Annotated in this window: 20 protein-coding genes, 1 pseudogene and 1 riboswitch; of the genes and pseudogenes, 19 read left to right on the top strand and 2 right to left on the bottom strand. The window is 73.1% G+C overall.

All coding sequences use genetic code 11. The features are described 5' to 3' along the window. The first annotated feature begins 6 nt into the window (after positions 1-6). The 9 genes from infA (at position 7) to AB0B83_RS27990 (ending at position 5,878) form a co-directional block, all read left to right on the top strand. A complete protein-coding gene (gene infA, locus AB0B83_RS27950; protein WP_007073013.1) occupies positions 7-228 on the top strand; it encodes a translation initiation factor IF-1 in 222 nt (73 codons plus the stop codon). A 93-nt stretch (positions 229-321) separates the two neighbouring features. Beyond that, positions 322-435: a 50S ribosomal protein L36 gene (gene rpmJ, locus AB0B83_RS27955; protein WP_012184307.1), complete on the top strand. Its 114-nt coding sequence runs from the start codon at positions 322-324 to the stop codon at positions 433-435. 262 nt (positions 436-697) lie between these two features. After that, entirely contained in the window at positions 698-1,078 is a 381-nt protein-coding gene (gene rpsM, locus AB0B83_RS27960) for a 30S ribosomal protein S13 (protein WP_088998365.1), read from the top strand. 17 nt (positions 1,079-1,095) lie between these two features. Continuing rightward, entirely contained in the window at positions 1,096-1,503 is a 408-nt protein-coding gene (rpsK, locus tag AB0B83_RS27965) for a 30S ribosomal protein S11 (protein WP_014440747.1), read from the top strand. A gap of 14 nt (positions 1,504-1,517) precedes the next feature. Then, on the top strand, positions 1,518-2,144 hold the full coding sequence (rpsD, locus tag AB0B83_RS27970; protein WP_327029600.1) for a 30S ribosomal protein S4: 627 nt from the start codon (positions 1,518-1,520) through the stop codon (positions 2,142-2,144). Positions 2,145-2,242: 98 nt separating this feature from the next. Next, on the top strand, positions 2,243-3,265 hold the full coding sequence (locus tag AB0B83_RS27975; RefSeq protein WP_013735931.1) for a DNA-directed RNA polymerase subunit alpha: 1,023 nt from the start codon (positions 2,243-2,245) through the stop codon (positions 3,263-3,265). A gap of 34 nt (positions 3,266-3,299) precedes the next feature. Then, the gene (gene rplQ / locus AB0B83_RS27980) at positions 3,300-3,860 is read left to right on the top strand and encodes a 50S ribosomal protein L17 (RefSeq protein ID WP_132230911.1); all 561 of its coding nucleotides are present in this window, start codon (positions 3,300-3,302) and stop codon (positions 3,858-3,860) included. A 69-nt stretch (positions 3,861-3,929) separates the two neighbouring features. Then, positions 3,930-4,760, top strand: coding sequence for a tRNA pseudouridine(38-40) synthase TruA (gene truA, locus AB0B83_RS27985; RefSeq protein WP_357580664.1), 831 nt, complete (start codon positions 3,930-3,932; stop codon positions 4,758-4,760). A gap of 65 nt (positions 4,761-4,825) precedes the next feature. Beyond that, a complete protein-coding gene (locus AB0B83_RS27990) occupies positions 4,826-5,878 on the top strand; it encodes a P1 family peptidase (protein WP_357580665.1) in 1,053 nt (350 codons plus the stop codon). A 79-nt stretch (positions 5,879-5,957) separates the two neighbouring features. Here AB0B83_RS27990 and AB0B83_RS27995 read toward each other — a convergent pair whose 3' ends face one another. Next, a complete protein-coding gene (locus AB0B83_RS27995; protein WP_357580666.1) occupies positions 5,958-7,130 on the bottom strand; it encodes a hypothetical protein in 1,173 nt (390 codons plus the stop codon). 151 nt (positions 7,131-7,281) lie between these two features. On the opposite strand from AB0B83_RS27995, the gene AB0B83_RS28000 reads away from it, so the two are divergent. The 5 genes from AB0B83_RS28000 to AB0B83_RS28020 all read left to right on the top strand — a co-directional run bounded on the left by AB0B83_RS28000 (position 7,282) and on the right by AB0B83_RS28020 (position 12,767). Next, positions 7,282-7,887 (top strand): methyltransferase, encoded by a 606-nt coding sequence (locus AB0B83_RS28000; protein ID WP_357580667.1) that lies wholly within the window; start codon positions 7,282-7,284, stop codon positions 7,885-7,887. A gap of 41 nt (positions 7,888-7,928) precedes the next feature. After that, complete coding sequence (locus AB0B83_RS28005; RefSeq protein ID WP_357580668.1) at positions 7,929-9,608, top strand: ATP-binding cassette domain-containing protein; 1,680 nt, start codon at positions 7,929-7,931, stop codon at positions 9,606-9,608. Continuing rightward, positions 9,605-10,402, top strand: a complete 798-nt coding sequence (locus AB0B83_RS28010) for a nucleotidyltransferase domain-containing protein (protein ID WP_357580669.1) — start codon at positions 9,605-9,607, stop codon at positions 10,400-10,402. Before AB0B83_RS28005 ends, AB0B83_RS28010 begins: the two co-directional genes overlap by 4 nt. 186 nt (positions 10,403-10,588) lie before the next feature. Beyond that, positions 10,589-11,731 (top strand): RNA-guided endonuclease TnpB family protein, encoded by a 1,143-nt coding sequence (locus tag AB0B83_RS28015; protein ID WP_357580670.1) that lies wholly within the window; start codon positions 10,589-10,591, stop codon positions 11,729-11,731. A gap of 91 nt (positions 11,732-11,822) precedes the next feature. After that, positions 11,823-12,767, top strand: coding sequence for an aldo/keto reductase (locus AB0B83_RS28020; protein WP_357580671.1), 945 nt, complete (start codon positions 11,823-11,825; stop codon positions 12,765-12,767). Between the two features lie 497 nt (positions 12,768-13,264). On the opposite strand, the gene AB0B83_RS28025 is transcribed toward AB0B83_RS28020, so the two are convergent. Then, a complete protein-coding gene (locus AB0B83_RS28025) occupies positions 13,265-14,170 on the bottom strand; it encodes a DUF559 domain-containing protein (protein WP_357580672.1) in 906 nt (301 codons plus the stop codon). Between the two features lie 122 nt (positions 14,171-14,292). Then, positions 14,293-14,401: riboswitch (TPP riboswitch) on the top strand. Here AB0B83_RS28025 and thiE point away from each other — a divergent pair. From thiE to AB0B83_RS28050, 5 genes and pseudogenes are all read left to right on the top strand, one after another. Continuing rightward, positions 14,396-15,022 carry a thiamine phosphate synthase gene (gene thiE / locus AB0B83_RS28030; protein ID WP_357580673.1) on the top strand — a complete coding sequence of 209 codons (627 nt, stop codon included), beginning with the start codon at positions 14,396-14,398 and terminating at the stop codon, positions 15,020-15,022. It overlaps the preceding riboswitch by 6 nt. Beyond that, positions 15,016-16,125: a glycine oxidase ThiO gene (gene thiO, locus AB0B83_RS28035; protein WP_357580674.1), complete on the top strand. Its 1,110-nt coding sequence runs from the start codon at positions 15,016-15,018 to the stop codon at positions 16,123-16,125. The genes thiE and thiO overlap by 7 nt, the downstream gene beginning before the upstream one ends. Beyond that, entirely contained in the window at positions 16,116-16,316 is a 201-nt protein-coding gene (gene thiS, locus AB0B83_RS28040; RefSeq protein ID WP_132230919.1) for a sulfur carrier protein ThiS, read from the top strand. Before thiO ends, thiS begins: the two co-directional genes overlap by 10 nt. Before the next feature lie 4 nt (positions 16,317-16,320). Next, positions 16,321-17,091, top strand: a complete 771-nt coding sequence (locus AB0B83_RS28045; RefSeq protein WP_088998377.1) for a thiazole synthase — start codon at positions 16,321-16,323, stop codon at positions 17,089-17,091. 137 nt (positions 17,092-17,228) lie between these two features. Beyond that, positions 17,229-17,798 (top strand): annotated as a pseudogene (locus tag AB0B83_RS28050) (thiamine phosphate synthase); the annotation flags it as partial. Positions 17,799-17,961 lie beyond the last annotated feature (163 nt).

Genomic DNA, 17,961 nt, shown 5'->3' on the forward strand with positions numbered 1-17,961 from the left:
GAGTACATGCCGAAAAAAGACGGAGCCATCGAGATCGAGGGTCGGGTCATCGAGCCCCTGCCGAACGCCATGTTCCGGGTGGAGCTCGCGAACGGCCACAAGGTGCTGGCTCACATCAGCGGCAAGATGCGGCAGCACTACATCCGCATCCTGCCGGAGGACCGGGTCGTCGTCGAACTCTCGCCGTACGACCTGACCCGCGGGCGCATCGTCTACCGCTACAAGTAAGCCTGACGGCGGCCGGGACGTCCCCGTGTCCGTCTTCGACGTCCGGTGTCGCGCCTCGGCGCGTCGTCGGGCCAGATGGGAAGTAAGGCAACCGTGAAGGTCAAGCCGAGCGTCAAGAGGATCTGCAACAAGTGCCGGGTCATTCGCCGGCACGGCCGGGTCATGGTCATCTGCACCGACCCGCGCCACAAGCAGCGCCAGGGCTGAACCAGTTCCGGCCGGCCGTGTGACAACGGTCGGTCGAAATCGGTCCGGGCCGCAGATCCAGACACCGAATCACATGCTCGTCCCAGCCGCGGGCGGTGCGCATCGCGTACCTCATCGTGGTTGACCCCCGGTCGGAGGCCGGGGCCCGCTCGGGCAGCGACCGACCTGGTCGCCGGCGCACGACGCCGGTGACGGAACGGTCGGTAGCGGGGTGGGACGGGTCCACACCTCCGCCAGAACATCACGAGGAGTACGCCCGCACATGGCACGTCTAGTCGGCGTCGACCTCCCCCGCGAGAAGCGGATGGAGATCGCGCTCACCTACATCTTCGGCGTGGGTCGCACCCGGGCCCTGGAGACGCTCTCTGCCACCGGCATCTCGCCGGACAAGCGCGTCCGGGACCTCACGGACGAGGAGCTGGTCCAGCTCCGTAACCACATCGAGGGCAACTACAAGGTTGAAGGCGACCTGCGCCGCGAGGTCGCCGCTGACATCCGCCGCAAGGTCGAGATCGGCTGCTACGCGGGTATCCGGCACCGCCGGGGCCTGCCCGTTCGTGGCCAGCGGACCAAGACCAACGCGCGGACCCGCAAGGGCCCGAAGCGGACCGTCGCCGGCAAGAAGAAGCCCGGCAAGAAGTAATAGGAGCGCACAGACTTATGCCACCGAAGGCTCGTGCCGGAGCCGCTGTCAAGAAGGTCCGGCGCAAGGAACGCAAGAACGTCGCCCACGGGCAGGCGCACATCAAGAGCACCTTCAACAACACCATCGTGTCGATCACCGACCCGACCGGTGCGGTCATCTCCTGGGCCTCCTCGGGCCAGGTGGGCTTCAAGGGCTCCCGCAAGTCGACCCCGTTCGCCGCGCAGCTGGCCGCCGAGGCCGCGGCGCGCCGGGCGATGGAGCACGGCATGCGCAAGGTCGACGTGTTCGTCAAGGGACCCGGCTCCGGCCGGGAGACCGCCATCCGTTCGCTGCAGGCAGCCGGGCTCGAGGTCGGGCAGATCTCCGACGTCACGCCGCAGCCGCACAACGGGTGCCGTCCGCCGAAGCGTCGCCGGGTCTGAGAGGTTAGAGAGAGATGGCTCGTTACACCGGTGCTGACTGCCGCCGTTGCCGGCGGGAGAAGATGAAGCTGTTCCTCAAGGGCAGCAAGTGCGATGGTCCGAAGTGCCCGTTCGAGTCCCGGCCGTTCCCGCCCGGGCAGCACGGCCGCGGCCGCACGAAGGAGACGGAGTACCTGCTCCAGCTCCGTGAGAAGCAGAAGGCCCGCCGCGTCTACGGCGTGCTGGAGAAGCAGTTCCGCGGCTACTACGAAGAGGCCGTGGGCAAGAAGGCCAAGACCGGTGAGGTTCTCCTGCAGATCCTCGAGTCGCGGCTGGACAACGTGGTCTACCGGGCCGGCTACGCCCAGTCCCGGGACATGGCCCGCCAGCTTGTCAAGCACGGCCACTTCACCGTGAACGGCAAGAAGGTCGACATCCCGTCGTTCCGCGTCAAGGAGCACGACATCATCGAGGTCCGGGGCAAGAGCAAGGAGCTCACCCCGTTCATCGTCGCGCAGGCTCAGGCCGGCTCGAAGTCGGTTCCGGCGTGGCTGGAGGCTATCCCCAGCCAGATGAAGGTGCTCGTGCACTCGCTCCCGGCCCGCCAGGTCATCGACACGCAGGTCCAGGAGCAGCTGATCGTCGAGCTCTACTCCAAGTAGTCGGAGCTCGTTGCGGTGGCCCGCCCGTCCGGGGCGGGCCACCGGAACACTTTGTCGTGGGCGTCATATGGCGGGCGCCCCGGAAGAGAAGAGAAGACATGCTCATCAGCCAGCGACCGACTCTCTCCGAGGAGTCGATCAACGAGACCCGGTCCCGGTTCACCATCGAGCCGCTGGAGCCGGGCTTCGGGTACACCCTGGGCAACTCGCTGCGGCGCACGCTGCTGTCGTCGATCCCGGGTGCGGCGGTCACCTCGATCAAGATCGACGGCGTGCTGCACGAGTTCACCACGATCCCCGGTGTCAAGGAGGACGTGGTCGAGCTCGTCATGAACATCAAGGAGCTGTGCGTCAGCTCCGAGCACGACGAGCCGGTCAGCATGTACCTGCGCAAGCAGGGCCCGGGCGACGTGACGGCGGGCGACATCCAGCCGCCGGCCGGCGTCTCGGTGCACAACCCGGACCTGAAGCTCGCCACCCTCAACGGCAAGGGCCGGCTCGACATGGAGCTGACCGTCGAGCGGGGTCGCGGCTACGTCACGGCGGCGCAGAACAAGCAGGCCGGCGCCGAGATCGGCCGGATCCCGGTCGACTCGATCTACTCGCCGGTGCTGAAGGTGACGTACCGCGTCGAGGCGACCCGTGTCGAGCAGCGGACCGACTTCGACCGGCTGATCATCGACGTCGAGACCAAGCCGTCGATGGGCCCGCGTACCGCGCTGGCCTCCGCCGGCTCGACGCTGGTGGAGCTGTTCGGTCTGGCCCGGGAGCTGGACGAAACCGCCGAGGGCATCGACATCGGGCCGTCCCCGCAGGACGCCCAGCTCGCGGCCGACCTGGCGCTGCCGATCGAGGAGCTGGACCTGACCGTCCGCTCCTACAACTGCCTCAAGCGCGAGGGCATCAACTCCGTTGGTGAGCTCATCGGGCGTACCGAGGCCGACCTCCTCGACATCCGCAACTTCGGTCAGAAGTCGATCGACGAGGTCAAGATGAAGCTCGCCGGGATGGGTCTGGGGCTGAAGGACTCGGCCCCGAACTTCGACCCGGCGCACGTCGTGGACGCCTTCGGCGAGGCCGACTACGACACCGACGACTATCGCGAGACCGAGCAGCTCTAGTCCGCGCTGCCGCCACACCTGAGGAGCACCAAGCATGCCCACGCCCACCAAGGGCCCCCGCCTCGGCGGCAGCCCCGCGCACGAGCGGCTGATGCTGGCCAACCTGGCCACTGCGCTGTTCCAGCACGGCAAGATCAAGACCACCGAGACGAAGGCCCGGCGGCTGCGTCCGCTGGCCGAGCAGCTCATCACCAAGGCCAAGCGCGGCGACCTGGCGTCCCGCCGGCGGGTGCTGGGCGTCGTCAAGGACAAGGACGTGGTCTACGCCCTGTTCGACCAGATCGCCCCCCGGTTCGCCACCCGCAACGGTGGCTACACCCGGATCGTGAAGACCGGTCCGCGCAAGGGTGACAACGCGCCGATGGCGATCATCGAGCTGGTCGAGGAGCTTCAGGTCGCCGAGCCGAAGGCGAACAAGAAGACCGCCGCCCGCAAGGCCGCGCAGCAGGACAAGGTCGAGGCGCTCGCCCCGGCCGAGGAGGCCCCGAAGTCGAACTCGGGCGACCAGGACGCCGAGGCGCCCGTGTCGGCGTCCGGCGACACCGCCGCCGCCCGCGAGGACAGCGACGAGGCCGGCGAGAACGACAAGGCCTGATCCAGGCCACCGTCGGGCCCGGCACCCCTTCGTGGGGTGCCGGGCCCGACCCGTGAGGCGGAGGTACGAGTGGACGAGCGCACCCGGCTGCGGCTGGACGTCGCGTACGACGGGTCGGGCTTCTCCGGCTGGGCCGCCCAGCCCACCCGGCGCACGGTCGCCGGGGTGCTCGTGGAGACCCTCGACCTGGTCCTCGGCGCGGGTACGGCGACCGGCCTGACCGTGGCGGGCCGCACCGACGCCGGGGTGCACGCCACCGGGCAGGTCTGCCACCTCGACCTGCCGGCCGCCGTGTGGCGGGAGCACGACGGACGGCTGCTGCGCCGACTGGCCCGGCTGCTCCCCACCGACGTCCGGGTACGCGCGATGGCCGAGGTGCCCGCCGACTTCGACGCCCGGTTCTCGGCCACCTTCCGCCGCTACGAGTACCGGGTCACCGACGCCACCTGGGGTGCCGAGCCGCTGCGCCGGCACGAGATCCTGGCCTGGCCGAAGCCGCTCGACCTGGCCGCGTTGAACGCCGCCGCCGCCGGGCTGGTGGGGGAGCACGACTTCGCCGCGTACTGCCGGCGCAAGGAGAACGCCACCACGCTGCGCGAGGTGACCCGGCTGGACTGGCGGCGGGACCCGGACGGGATCCTCGTGGCCACCGTGCAGGCCGACGCGTTCTGTCAGGCGATGGTGCGCAGCCTCGTCGGCGCCATGCTGGTCGCCGGCGACGGTCGCCGGCCGGCCGAGTGGCCGGGCAGCCTGCTGGCCCGCCGGGAACGCTCCAGCGAGGTGACCGTGGCGCCGGCGCACGGGCTGACCCTGGTCGCCGTCGGCTACCCCGAGGACCCGGCCGAGTACGCCCGCCGCGCCGAGGCGACCCGGCAGCTGCGCGTACCCGTGGAGGGCTGACCGCCCGGTCCGGCCCAGGCCCCGGTACCCGGCCAGCATCGTCGAGCGTCAAGGGAGTGGAAGCCGTGCAGGAACCTCGCCGTGGACGGGACCTCGGCATCGTCATCGGGACGCTGCCGACGGGACCGCTGAACGCCGTCACCGACGTGCCCGGCGTACGGGTGGGCCACACCACGCTGGTCGACGGGGACAGCATCCGCAGCGGGGTGACGGCGATCGTCCCGGACCAGCTGACCGACCGCCGGTCGCTGCCCGCGGGGCTGTTCGTGGGCAACGGGCACGGCAAGATGGTCGGCTCGACCCAGGTGGCCGAGCTGGGCGAGATCGAGACGCCGGTGGTGCTGACCGCGACGCTGTCGACGTTCCGGGCCGCGGACGCGCTCGTCACGTACATGCTCGGGCAGCCGGGCCGGGAGACGGTCGAGTCGCTGAACCCGGTGGTGGCGGAGACCAACGACGGGTTCCTGTCCGACATCCGGGCGCGGCCGGTGCGGGAGCAGCACGTCCTCGCGGCGCTGGCGGAGGCCCGCGGCGGACTGCCCGCGGAGGGTGCCGTCGGCGCCGGTACGGGCACGGCCGCCCTCGGCTTCAAGGCCGGCATCGGCACGTCCTCGCGGCTCGCCACGACCTCCCGGGGCGCCGTCACCGTCGGTGTGCTGGTGCAGTCCAACTTCTCCGGCCTGCTACAGGTGTGCGGGGTGCCGATCCGCCCCGAGCAGGTGGGAGTGCCTAGCCTGTCGCTGCCGGGCCGGCCGGAGCAACCGGGGAACTCCTGCGTCATCGTGGTCGCCACGGACGGCCGCCTCGACGCGCGGCAACTGGGTCGGGTGGCCCGCCGGGCCATCTTCGCCATGGCGCGGGTCGGTTCGGACTTCGCCGGCGGCAGCGGCGACTACGCCCTGGCGTTCTCCACCGCCGACACGCAGGCACCGACGGCGCCGGAGTCCGACCTGGAGCCGGTCTTCGCGGCGGTGCTGGAGGCCACGGAGGAGGCACTGCTGAACTCGCTGTTCATGGCGCGCACCACCGTCGGCGTCAAGGGGCGGGTCAAGTACGCGGTCCCGCACGACCGGATGCTCGACCTGCTACGGGCGCACCGGGTCGAGCCCCGGACGTAGGCGGCCGGTGGCGGGACGCGGAACGGGTACGCGGCCGTGGCCCACGTACCCGTTGCGCGCGTTCGCCGTCGCGGCCCGGTCAGTCGCCCCCGTCCTGCCTGCCGGTGTCGCTCGCGCCCCCGTCGGTCGGCTGGCCGGCCGTGCCGCCGTCCGCCCGGCGCTCCAGCACGCCCCGGTTGAGGTGCAGCTCGATCATGTCGAAGAGGATCTCCCGGGCCTTCGTGTCGCCGGACCTGATCGTCTCGCCGTCGCTGCGGGTGACCACCGCGTACGCGAGGTAGTGGCCGCGCACCTGCCAGCCGACGCGGGCCGGCGCGGTGGCGATGGCCGCGCTGTCCTCGTCGGCCGCCATGCCCCGGAACCGGCCCTCCCGCTCGTCGAGCAGCAGCCGGATCCGGTCCCGGGCGCGTTCGGCGTTGGCCCGGTCGGTCAGGTTGAACAAGCCGGTGGTGACGAGGTGGCCGCCGTCGGGCGTCCGCAGCGTGGCCCGGACCACCTGGGTGCAGCCGAGGCGGACCAGCAGGTCGGCGACCTCCCCGGTGGCCGCCACCGCGCAGGCGGCGCTGGACTGGCTCTTCAACACCTTGTAGGCGGGCTCCCCGTCCGCGACGACGAGTTGCTTGCCGGGGAAGAGTTCCTTGGCGGTCAGCGGCGCCTGGTCGGTGTCCCGCGAGTCGAGCGGCTGCGCCTCGACGTCGGCGGACTCGGCCGCCTCCGGCCGGGAGGTGGGCGTGTTCTGCGGCGTCCCGTTGCGCTCGGCCAGCAGGGCGGCGGCACCGAGACCGCAGAGCGCGAGCAGCGCGAGGACGGCCGCGCCGCCGACCACGACCTGCCACCACCTGCCGCCGCCACCCCGCTGCGACCGCCCGGGTGAGGGCGGCGGCTCGACCAGCGCGTGCGTCTCGACCGGCTCGATCGGCGGAGGGGGCTCGACCGGCGCGTGCGGCCGGGCCGGCGCCTGCCCTTCGGCGGGCGTGCGCACGTGGGCGGACGGCGGTGGCGACACCTGCGCCGCGGCGCGGACCGGCTCCGGCGCGACGGGCGGCGGCGACACCTGCGCCGCGGCCCGGACCGGCTCCGGCGCGGCGGAGGGCAGCACGACCCGGTTGGCGCGGGGCAGCGACGGCGTCGGGAAGCGGGAAGGGGAGGGGCCGGCGGGGGGAGGCGGACCAGCACCGAGCACCGGCCCGTCGGACCCGGGCTCCGGGTACTCCATGAATGCGTCCTCATCGGACTCGTACCGATACACCATGCCGCCCAGAGTAGGAGGCATTGTCCCTTTAGGTGCGAATAATAGGAAATTGTGGGCGGAGTCGTTTCGGCTCGTGCTGGGCACCGGCACCGGCACCGAACCGGGTCGGGTCCGCGACGGCGTGGGCGGCGGCGGTGCGAGAATTGCCGGCGTGACCGGCGAACACTACTTCACCGCTGAACCGACGACCGCCGCCAACCCGCGCGAGGTCGAGTTCTCCGTCGCCGGCCGCGACTACACCCTGGCCTCCTCCGCCGGGGTCTTCTCCGCCGCCCGCCTCGACCCCGGCACGGCCGTGCTGCTGCGCAAGGCCGACCTGCCGGCCACCGACACCACCGGCGCCCTGCTCGACCTCGGCTGCGGCTTCGGCCCGATCACCTGCGTACTCGCGGATTCCGCCCCCACGGCGACCGTGTGGGCCGTCGACGTCAACGAACGGGCCCGGGAGCTCACCGCTGCCAACGCCGCGCGGGTCGGTGCAGCCGACCGGGTGCACGTCGCCGCGCCGGACGACGTACCCGCCGAGCTGACCTTCGCCGAGATCTGGTCCAACCCCCCGATCCACGTCGGCAAGGACGAGCTGCACGCGATCCTGCTGCGCTGGCTGCCCCGGCTCGCCCCGGACGGTGTCGCCTGGCTGGTGGTGGCCCGCTATCTCGGCGGGGACTCGTTGCAGCGCTGGCTGGTCGAGCAGGGCTGGCAGGTGGGGCGCCACGCCAGCCAGAAGGGCTACCGGGTGCTGCGGGTCACCCGGTAATTGATTGGGCCGCCCGGCCCGTGCTCGGGCAGGATGCCGACGTGGGATACGTGGACGTGGCAGCGGTCGGGCACATCCTTCCCGACGGCCGGGAACTCTTCTCCGACGTGTCGTTCCGGGTCGGGGAGGGTGCCAAGGTGGCCCTGGTCGGGCCGAACGGCGCGGGCAAGACGACGTTGCTGCGGATGGTCGCCGGCGACCTGCCGGTGAAGACCGGCGCGATCGCGCGCGCCGGCGGGCTGGGCGTGATGCGCCAGTTCATCGGAATGATCGGCGACGAGTCGACGCTGGCCGACCTGGCCCTGTCGCTGGCCCCGCCCGCGCTGCGCGACGCCGGCCGCCGGCTGGTCGAGACCGAGGCGGCCATGCGCGCCGCCGAGGTCCGCGGCAAGTACAGCACCGCCGCCGGCAAGGCCCAGCTGGCGTACGCGGACGCGCTCGCGGCCTGGGGCGAGGTCGGCGGGTACGACGCCGAGGTGCTCTTCGACACGGTCGCCACCATCGTGCTCGGCCTGCCCTGGGAGAGCGCCCGGGAACGACCCGTCCGGACCCTGTCCGGCGGTCAGCAGAAGCGCTTCGCCCTCGAACTGCTGCTGCGCGGCCCCGACGAGGTGCTGCTCCTCGACGAGCCGGACAACTTCCTCGACGTGCCCGGCAAACGGTGGCTGGAGGGGCGGCTGCGGGAGTCGACCAAGTCGGTGCTCTACGTCTCGCACGACCGGGAGCTGCTCGCCCAGACCGCCGACCGGGTGGTCGCCGTGGAGGGTGGTAGCGCCTGGGTGCACCCGGGCGGCTTCGCGAGCTGGCACTCCGCCCGGCTGGCCCGGCACGCCCGCCTCGACGAGCTGCGCAGGCGGTGGGACGAGGAGCACCAGAAGCTGCGCGAGCTGATGCTGATGTACAAGCAGAAGGCCGCGTACAACGACGGGCTGGCGTCGCGCTACCAGGCCGCGCAGACCCGGTTGCGCAAGTTCGAGGAGGCCGGGCCGCCGCCCGTACCGCCGAAGGACCAGGACATCCGGATGCAGCTCACCGGCGGGCGGACCGGCAAGCGCGCGGTGATCTGCGAGCAGCTGGAGCTCGACGGCCTGACCTTCCCGTTCGACCTGGAGATCTGGTACGGCGACCGGGTCGCGGTGCTCGGCGCCAACGGCACGGGCAAGTCGCACTTCCTGCGGCTGCTCGCCCGGGGCGGCACCGACCCCGACCCGGCCAACGGGCCGGTCGACGGCGCCGCCGCGCTCGCGCCGGTGGTGCACGACGGGATGGCCCGGCTCGGCGCGCGCGTGCGCCCCGGGCACTTCTCGCAGACCCACGACCGGCCGGAACTGATGACGAAGACCCTCGTCGAGATCCTCTGGCGGGGCGACGAGCACCGGACCGGCATGGACCGGCACGCCGCGATGGCGGCGCTGAGCCGGTACGAGCTGGCGGGGCAGGGCGACCAGCGCTTCGGCACGCTCTCCGGCGGTCAGCAGGCGCGCTTCCTGGTGCTGCTGCTGGAGCTGTCCGGCGCGACGCTGCTGCTGCTCGACGAGCCCACCGACAACCTCGACCTGGCCTCGGCGGAGGCGCTGGAGGCCGGGCTGACCGCGTTCGAGGGGACCGTGGTGGCGGTGACCCACGACCGCTGGTTCACCCGCACCTTCGACCGGTTCGTGCTCTTCCGGGGCGACAACGAGGTGGTGGAGACACCGGAGCCGGTCTGGGACGTGGCGTGATCCCCACCGACCTGGCCGACCGCCTCTGCGCCGTCGACGGGGTCGTCGCCGTCGCGCTCGGCGGCAGCCGGGCCCGGGGCGAGCACCGGCCCGACTCCGACTGGGACCTCGGCCTCTACTACCGGGGCGAGCTGGACGTGCCGGGGCTGCGCGCCGTCGCCGCCTCGGTGGCCGACGAGGCGGTCGAGTTGACCCGGCCCGGCGGGTGGGGGCCCTGGGTCGACGGCGGCGGATGGCTGCGGATCGGCGGGGCGGCCGTCGACTGGATCTACCGCGACCTCGACCGGGTGCACCGGCTCTGGGCCGACTGCCGGGCCGGCCGCTACGAGGTAGGCGTGCAGGCCGGGCACCCGCTCGGCTTCTACTCGCCCGCCTACGTCGGCGAGGTGGCGTACTGCCGGGTGCTCGGCGACCCGACCGGTGAGCTGACCGCGCTGCGTGAGGAGGCCCTCGCGTACCCGCCCGCCCTGGCCGACGCCCTGACCGCCGGCGGCTGGGAGGCCCGGTTCCTGATCGGCGGCGCGGCCAAGGCCGCTGCGGCCGGCGACAGCGGGTACGTGGCCGGCTGCCTGTTCCGGGTGGTCGGCGTTCTCGCCCAGGTGCTGTACGCCCGGGCCGGGCGGTGGCTGGTCAACGAGAAGGGCATGATCGCCTCCGCCGGGCGGCTGCCGGGCGCGCCGCCCGACTTCGCCGGGCGGGCGCAGGCGCTGCTCGGAGCGGTCGGGCACACGCCGGAGCAGTTGGCCGAGACGCTCACCGCCGCCCGTCGGCTCGTCAACGACGTGCTCGGCTAGCGGTCTGCTGGGTCTGGTCTGTTGGTCTACCGCCGTCGGTCCGGCCCTGCCTCCGGCTTCGAGGTACGCGGCGCGTACCTGGCCGGCCGGCATAGGGTGGATCTCGTGACCAGAATTCGTAGCGCGGGCCCATGGTTCCACCGCGTGGTAGGTGCATCTGAAACGCGGGAGCCCTAGTGTTTCAGCATGGCCAGTCGAATGGTGAAGCGGGCATACAAGTACCGCTTCTACCCCACGGAGCAGCAGGCGGACCTGCTGAACCGCACGTTCGGCTGTGTCCGCTACGTCTACAACCGGGCCTTGGCCGAACGCGCGCGCGCCTGGTTCCAGGACCAGGAACGGGTTACGTTCGCAGGCACCTGTCGGATGCTCACCATCTGGAAGCGCGACCCCGCCCTGTCGTGGCTTTCCGAGGTGTCGAACGTGGCGTTGCAGCAGGCGTTGCAGCATCTGCAACGCGCCTACCTCAACTTCTGGAGCAAGCGGTCCAGGTACCCGACATTCAAGTCGAAGCGCAAGTCCCGGGCGTCTGCCACGTTCACCACCAGCGGCTTCTCCTACCGCGATGGTCGGGTCCGACTCGCGAAGTGCGCCGAGCCGCTGAATATCGTCTGGTCGAGGCAACTACCCGACGGTGCCACCCCCTCAACGGTCACCGTGTCCCGGGACAGCGCGAACCGCTGGCACATCTCGATGCTGGTAGAGGCCACGATCGAAAAGCTCGCGTCGAGCCCGAACCGGGTTGGTGTGGACGCCGGCATCACCAGTCTGGTCACCCTGTCCACCGGGGAGAAGGTCACCAACCCGAAGCACGAGAAGCGGGACCGGGAACGACTCGCGAAGGCACAGCGGAACCTGGCCCGCAAGGAGAAGGGGTCGGCGAACCGGGCCAAGGTCCGACTGAGGGTTGCCCGCATCCACGCCCGCATCGCCGACCGGCGGGCCGACGCGCTGCACAAGCTGTCCACGAGGATCATCCGCGAGAACCAAACGGCGGTCATCGAGGACCTGTCGGTACGCAACATGGTCCGCAACCACAGCCTCGCCCGTGCCATCTCGGATGCGGCGTGGTCGCAGCTGCGAAGCATGCTGGAGTACAAGGCCGGCTGGTACGGCCGGACCGTCATCGCAGTCGACCGTTTCTATCCGTCGAGCAAGACCTGCTCGACCTGCGGACGGGTCAACCCGTCCCTGTCGCTGAACATCCGCCGGTGGACGTGTCCGTGTGGGGCCGCCCACGACCGGGACGTGAACGCGGCGATCAACATTCTGGCGGCCGGGCTGGCCGTGTCCGTCTCTCGAGATGGTGTCAGACCAGCCTGCGCCTAGCGTGGGAAGGCAACTGTCGATGAAGGAGAAAGCCCCGAACCGTGAGGTACGGGAATCCCCCGCCTTCAGGCATGGGGAGGAAGTCAATGAGATGAATTTCCGCCGGTTGGGCGACTCCGGGCTCGTGGTGTCCGTGGTCGGCATCGGCTGCAACAACTTCGGCCGCAAGCTCGACCTCGACGGCACCCGGGCGGTGGTCGACGCCGCGCTCGACGCCGGGATCAACTTCTTCGACACCGCCGACATCTACGGAGAGCCGCAGGGCGGCTCCGAGGAACTGCTGGGCCAGGCGCTCAAGGGCCGGCGCGACGACGTGGTGGTGGCCACCAAGTTCGGCATGGACATGAACGGCATGAACGGCCCCGACTTCGGTGCCCGGGGCGCCCGCCGCTACATCGCCCGGGCGGTGGAGGCGTCGCTGCGTCGGCTCGGCACCGACCACATCGACCTGTACCAGATGCACGAGCCGGACCCGGGCACCCCGATCGACGAGACGCTCGCCGCGCTCGACGATCTCGTCCGCGCCGGCAAGGTCCGCTACCTGGGCAACTCCAACTTCGCCGGCTGGCAGATCGCCGACGCCGACTGGGTGGCCTCGTCGAACGGCCGGTCCCGGTTCATCAGCGCACAGAACCACTACAGCCTGCTGGAGCGCGGCGTCGAGGCCGAGGTGGTGCCGGCCTGCGAGCGCTTCGGCCTCGGGCTGCTGCCGTTCTTCCCGCTCGCCAACGGGCTGCTCACCGGCAAGTACAAGCGCAACGAGACCCCGCCGGCAGGCAGCCGCCTCGCCGGTGGCGGCCGGTACGCCGAACGGCTCGCCGCCGCCGACTGGGACACCATCGAGGCGATCGAGGCGTACGCCGCCGAACGGGGGCTGTCGATGCTCCAGGTGGCGATCGGCGGGCTGGCCGCCCAGCCGGCGGTGACCTCGGTGATCGCCGGTGCCACCACGCCCGAGCAGGTACGCGCCAACGCGGAGGCGGGCACCTGGCAGCCCACCGACGAGGACCTCGAAGCCCTACGCGCAACCTTCTGAGCCCCACCCGCCCGGGCACCGCAGCACTGCGGCACCGGGGGCGGTGCGCTATCGCGGGTGGTGCGCTATCGCGGGTGGTGCGCCATCGGGGGGCGGTGCGCCACCCGTCACCCCGGCGACCGCCGGCTGTGGGGTCTGCGGGTGGCTGAGTGGAACGTCATGGGTGTCAACTGGCCTCGGAGACACCCGCCATGTTCCACCGGTGCCGGTGCCGGTGCCCAAGATCGGGGGATACACCCCTACCGCACCCGTCGGTGGAACGTCATGGGTGTCAAGGGGCGGCGGAGGCACCCATGGTGTTCCACCGGGCCGGCCGGCCACCGGGTAAGGCGGCCGGCCACTCGGCCACCCGGCCGGCCACCCGGCCACCCGGCCGGCCACCCGGCCACCCGGCCGGCCACTCGGCCACCCGGCCTACCTACCGGCTACCGGGCCGGCCGGCTACCGGGGTGGCCGGCTACCGGGGTGGCCGGTCGCCCGTGGCTTGGCGGCGGGGATCAGGCGGAGGGGTGGCGCTCGCGGAGGGCCTGGCTCACCAGGGCGGCGGTGCGGGAGGGGTGTCGGAGCACGTCGTCGGCGGTGAAGCGGAGGACGATCCAGCCGGCCGCGCGCAGGGCGTTGAGCCGGGCGACGTCCTGGCGGAAATGGGCGCGCTCGCGGTGGTGGTCGCCGTCGTACTCGACCGCGACACGCAGGGTCGGCCACGCCAGGTCCACCCGGCCGACGAAGCGCCCGTCGGCGTCGCGCACGTCGTGCTGGGCGATCGCGGGCGGCAATCCCGCGTCGAGCAGGAGCAGCCGTAGGCGGGTCTCCATCGGGGACTCGGCCAGCGGCTCCGCCAGCGCCAGGATCTCCCGCAGCAGGGGCAGGCCGGGCCAGCCCGGCCGCGCGTCGGCGTACGCGCGTAGTGCGGGGAGCTTCACCACCCGGCGGTGCAGCAGCGCGTCGACGGCGACCAGGGCCTCGTCCCGAGGGGCCTGGCGGCCCAGGTCGAAGGCGGTGCGCAGGGGAGTGGTGACGGGCAGCCCGCCGAGGCGGGTGCGATCGGAATCCGGCACCACCGACCGGTGCACCCGAAGGCGGGGGTGGGCGCGCATCCGCGCGGCGCGTGGCAGCAGCACGGTGACCGGCGCGTCCCGGCGGAGCAGGTCGACGCCCCACAGGTACGCGGCGCTGCGGCCGGCGATCGCCCCGCCGACCGGCAGCGACAGCGCGACCGCGTCGCACCACATCCGGTGGTCGTCCGCGCGGTAGCCGTCACGGTGCACGTGGACGTCGGGCAGGAGGGGCCGCCAGGACGGCCCGCGCAGCATCGTCCAGGTCAGGAGGCCGTCGGCGATGGCGGCGCTGGCCCGGAACGGCAGGAAGGCCAGGCGGGGTGGTACCCGGGCGGCGGAGGGCATCCGGACAGCGTCGCGTGACGGGACGGTCACCCGCCGCCCCATCCCTCGGGATCGGGCGGTCGATGTGAAATCCGCGTCCCGACCTTGGCGGATCCGGCGATCCGTCGTACGGTGACACCCGCAAGTGACCCACGGGAGCCCGGTGGACCGGGCTGAGAGGGGGGCTGTGAGCCCCCGACCGTCGAACCTGATCCGGGTAATGCCGGCGCAGGGAGGAGTGTTGCCGTGCCGTCCCTCGGGCGACTGCATCTCATCACCGACACCCGACCGGGGCGGGACCCGCTCACCGTGCTGCGGGCCGCCCTTGCGGTGGCCCGCGCGGAACTGGTCGTGCAGGTCCGGGTGGAGGACGACGCCACCGACCGGGAGGCGTACGACCTGACCCGTCGGGTGGTCGCGCTCTGTGCCCCGTACGACGTCACCTGCCTGGTGAACGACCGGCTGCACGTGGCGCTGGCGGCGGGTGCCGCCGGTGGGCACGTCGGCGCGGACGACCTGCCGGTGGGGGCGGCCCGCCGGGTGCTCGGCGCGACCGCCGTGCTCGGCGCCACGGCCCGCGAGCCGGGGACGGCCGTCGAGGCGGTCGCCGCCGGGGCCAGCTACCTGGGCGTGGGCCCCTGCCACGCCACCGGCACCAAGGCGGGGGTGCCGGCGCCGATCGGCCCGGAAGGGGTACGCGCCGTCGCCGACGCCGTGGACGTGCCGGTCGTCGCGATCGGCGGCGTGACCGCCGCGCGGGTGCCCGCGCTGCTGGCCGCCGGGGCGTACGGGGTGGCGGTGGTGGGGGCGCTCTCCGGGGCGGCGGATCCGGGTCGGGCGACGGCGGAGCTGCTGGGAGCGCTGGGGTGCTGAACCGACCGGACGTCGCCGTGGTGGGGGCGGGACCGGTCGGGCTGGCGATCGCCTGGCGCTGCGCGCAGCGCGGACTGCGGGTCGTCGTGCACGATCCCGCCCCGGGCTCCGGCGCGTCCCACGTCGCCGCCGGGATGCTCGCCCCGGTCGCCGAGGCGTACTTCGGCGAGCACGAGCTGACCGGGCTGCTGACCGCCTCCGCCGCCCGCTGGCCGGCCTTCGCCGCCGAGCTGACCGCCGCCACGGGCGTGGACGTCGGCTACCGGACCGAGGGCACGCTGATGGTCGGGCTGACCGCCGACGACCTGGCCGAGGCGCGCCGGCTGTGGGCGTACCAGCAGGGGATCGGGCTGCCGGTGACGCCGCTGCGCCCCACGGCGCTGCGGGACCGCGAGCCGGCGCTGGCACCCCGGGTGCGTGGCGGCGCGCTCGCCGGAACCGACCACCAGGTCGACCCGCGCCGGCTCGTGCCCGCGCTGCGTACGGCCGCCGAGCGGGCCGGCGCCACGCTGGTGCCCGCCGCCGTGCGCTCCCTGACCGACGTGGACGCCGGGGTCACCGTGGTCGCGGCCGGCTGCGGCGCGGCGGCCCTGACGGGGCTGCCCGTGCGGCCGGTGAAGGGGCAGGTGGTCCGGCTCCGCGCGCCCGGCGGCGGCGCGCCGGGCTTCCGGCACGTCATCCGGGGGTACGCCGACGGCGAGCACGTCTACCTCGTGCCCCGCGCCGACGGGGAGGTGGTGGTGGGCGCGACCGTCGAGGAGCGCTCCGACACCGACGTGTCCGCCGGGGCGGTGCTGCGCCTGCTCCGCGCCGCCGTCGACCTGCTGCCGGAGCTGGCCGAGTACGACCTGGTGGAGACGCTCGCCGGCCTGCGCCCCGGCACCCCCGACAACGCCCCGATCCTCGGCCCGCTGCCCGGCCGGCCCGGCGTGCTCGCCGCCACCGGACACCACCGGCACGGCATCGTGCTCACCCCGGTCACCGCCGACCTGATCGCCGAGCTGGTCGTCACGGGTGTGGCGGACCCGCTGCTCGCCCCCTTCGGCCCGGCCCGGTTCGGTCACGACTTGTCCGCATCCGAGGAGGAGCACACGTGGAACTGACGGTGAACGGTGCCGGGCGCAGCCTGCCCGGCGGCTCGACCGTGGCGGACCTGGTCCGCGCGGTCACCGACCAGCAGCGCGGCCTCGCCGTCGCGGTCAACGGGGAGGTGGTGCCGCGTACGGGCTGGCCGGCGACCGTGCTGCGCGACGGCGACCGCGTCGAGGTGCTCAGCGCCGCCCAGGGCGGGTGACGCGGTGAGCTTCGACCTGGGCGGCGTGAGCTTCACGTCCCGGCTGATCCTCGGCACCGGCGGCGCGGCCAACCTGCGCGTGCTGGAGGACGCCATCCGTGCCTCCGGCACCGAACTGGTCACCCTGGCCCTGCGCCGCGTCGACACCGCCCCCGGCACCGCCGGCGGGCTGCTGGACCTGCTGGACCGCTGCGGCGTACGGCTGCTGCCGAACACCGCCGGCTGCTACACGGCCGGCGAGGCGGTCAAGGTGGCGCACCTGGCCCGGGAGGCGTTCGGCACCGACTGGGTGAAGCTTGAGGTGATCGGCGACGAGCGCACGCTGCTGCCCGACGGGGTGGAGCTGCTGCGCGCCGCCGAGGAACTCGTCGACGACGGGTTCGTGGTTTTGCCGTACACGTCGGACGACCCGATCCTGGCCCGCCGGCTGGCCGACGTCGGCTGCGCGGCGGTGATGCCGGCGGGCGCGCCCATCGGCTCCGGCCTGGGCGTGTCGAACCCGCACCACATCCGGCTGATCCGGCAGGGCGTCGACGTGCCGGTGATCCTGGACGCCGGCATCGGCACCGCCTCGGACGCCGCGCTGGCCATGGAGCTGGGCTGCGACGCGGTGCTGCTCGCCAGCGCCGTCACCCGCGCCGCCGACCCGGTGGCGATGGCCACCGCGATGCGGTACGCGGTCGAGGCGGGCCGGCTCGCGTACGGGGCGGGTCGGATCGCCCGCCGCTTCCACGCGCTCGCCTCCACCCCGGACGAGGGACGGCCGGACCTGTGACCCACCCCGCCCCCGCCCCCGCCCCCGGCCCCGGTTCCGCTTCGCCCCCGGGTGCCGCGCCGGCTCCGGGCGCTGTTTCGGCGTCGACTTCGGATCTTGGTAGGGAAGAGCCCCTGGAGGGGCCGTTTCCTACCAAGATCTCGGGCGGGCCGGCCGGCGTCCTGCTGCTCACCGATCGACGGCAGGCTCGGCGGCCGTTGGCCGAGGTCGTGGCGGGGGCGGTGGCCGGGGGAGTGCGGTGGGTGGTGCTGCGGGAGAAGGACCTCCCGCGGGCCGAGCGCGCCGCCCTCGCCGCCGAGCTGCGCGCAATCCTCGCCGAGGCGGGCGGCACCCTGATCGTCGCCGGCCCCGACCCGCTCGGCGGCGACGCGGTGCACCTGCCGTCGGCAGGGCCGTACCCGCCGCCGAGGCTCGGCCTGATGGGCCGCTCCTGCCACGACCGGGCGGAGCTGACGCGACTGACCACCGAGGACTACGCGACCCTCTCGCCCGTCTACCCGACCAGCACCAAGCCCGGGTACGGCCCACCCCTGCGCCCGGACGGGCTCGGCACGCTGATCCGGCACAGCCCCGTGCCGGTCCTGGCGCTCGGCGGAGTGCAGAGCCCGGACCAGGTGGCCGCCTGCGTCGAGGCGGGAGCCGTCGGCGTGGCGGTGCTGGGCGCGATCATGCGCGCCGACGACCCCGAGACAGCAGCAGCCACCCTGACGGCAGCCACCAACGCGGCGAGCCGGACCGGGCACGGCAGCTCAGATTCGGCTGGGACGACGCGCAGCCGGCGGGACCGCACGGAGGTCTCCGGGACGGGGCTGCGGCCGACCGTGCCCACGGAGGGATCAAGCCTGACCGCCCGGAGTGGGCACGGTCGGC

This window comes from Micromonospora sp. NPDC049060 (genome assembly GCF_040649055.1).
In the GTDB taxonomy this organism is placed as follows: Bacteria; Actinomycetota; Actinomycetes; order Mycobacteriales; family Micromonosporaceae; genus Micromonospora; species Micromonospora reichwaldensis.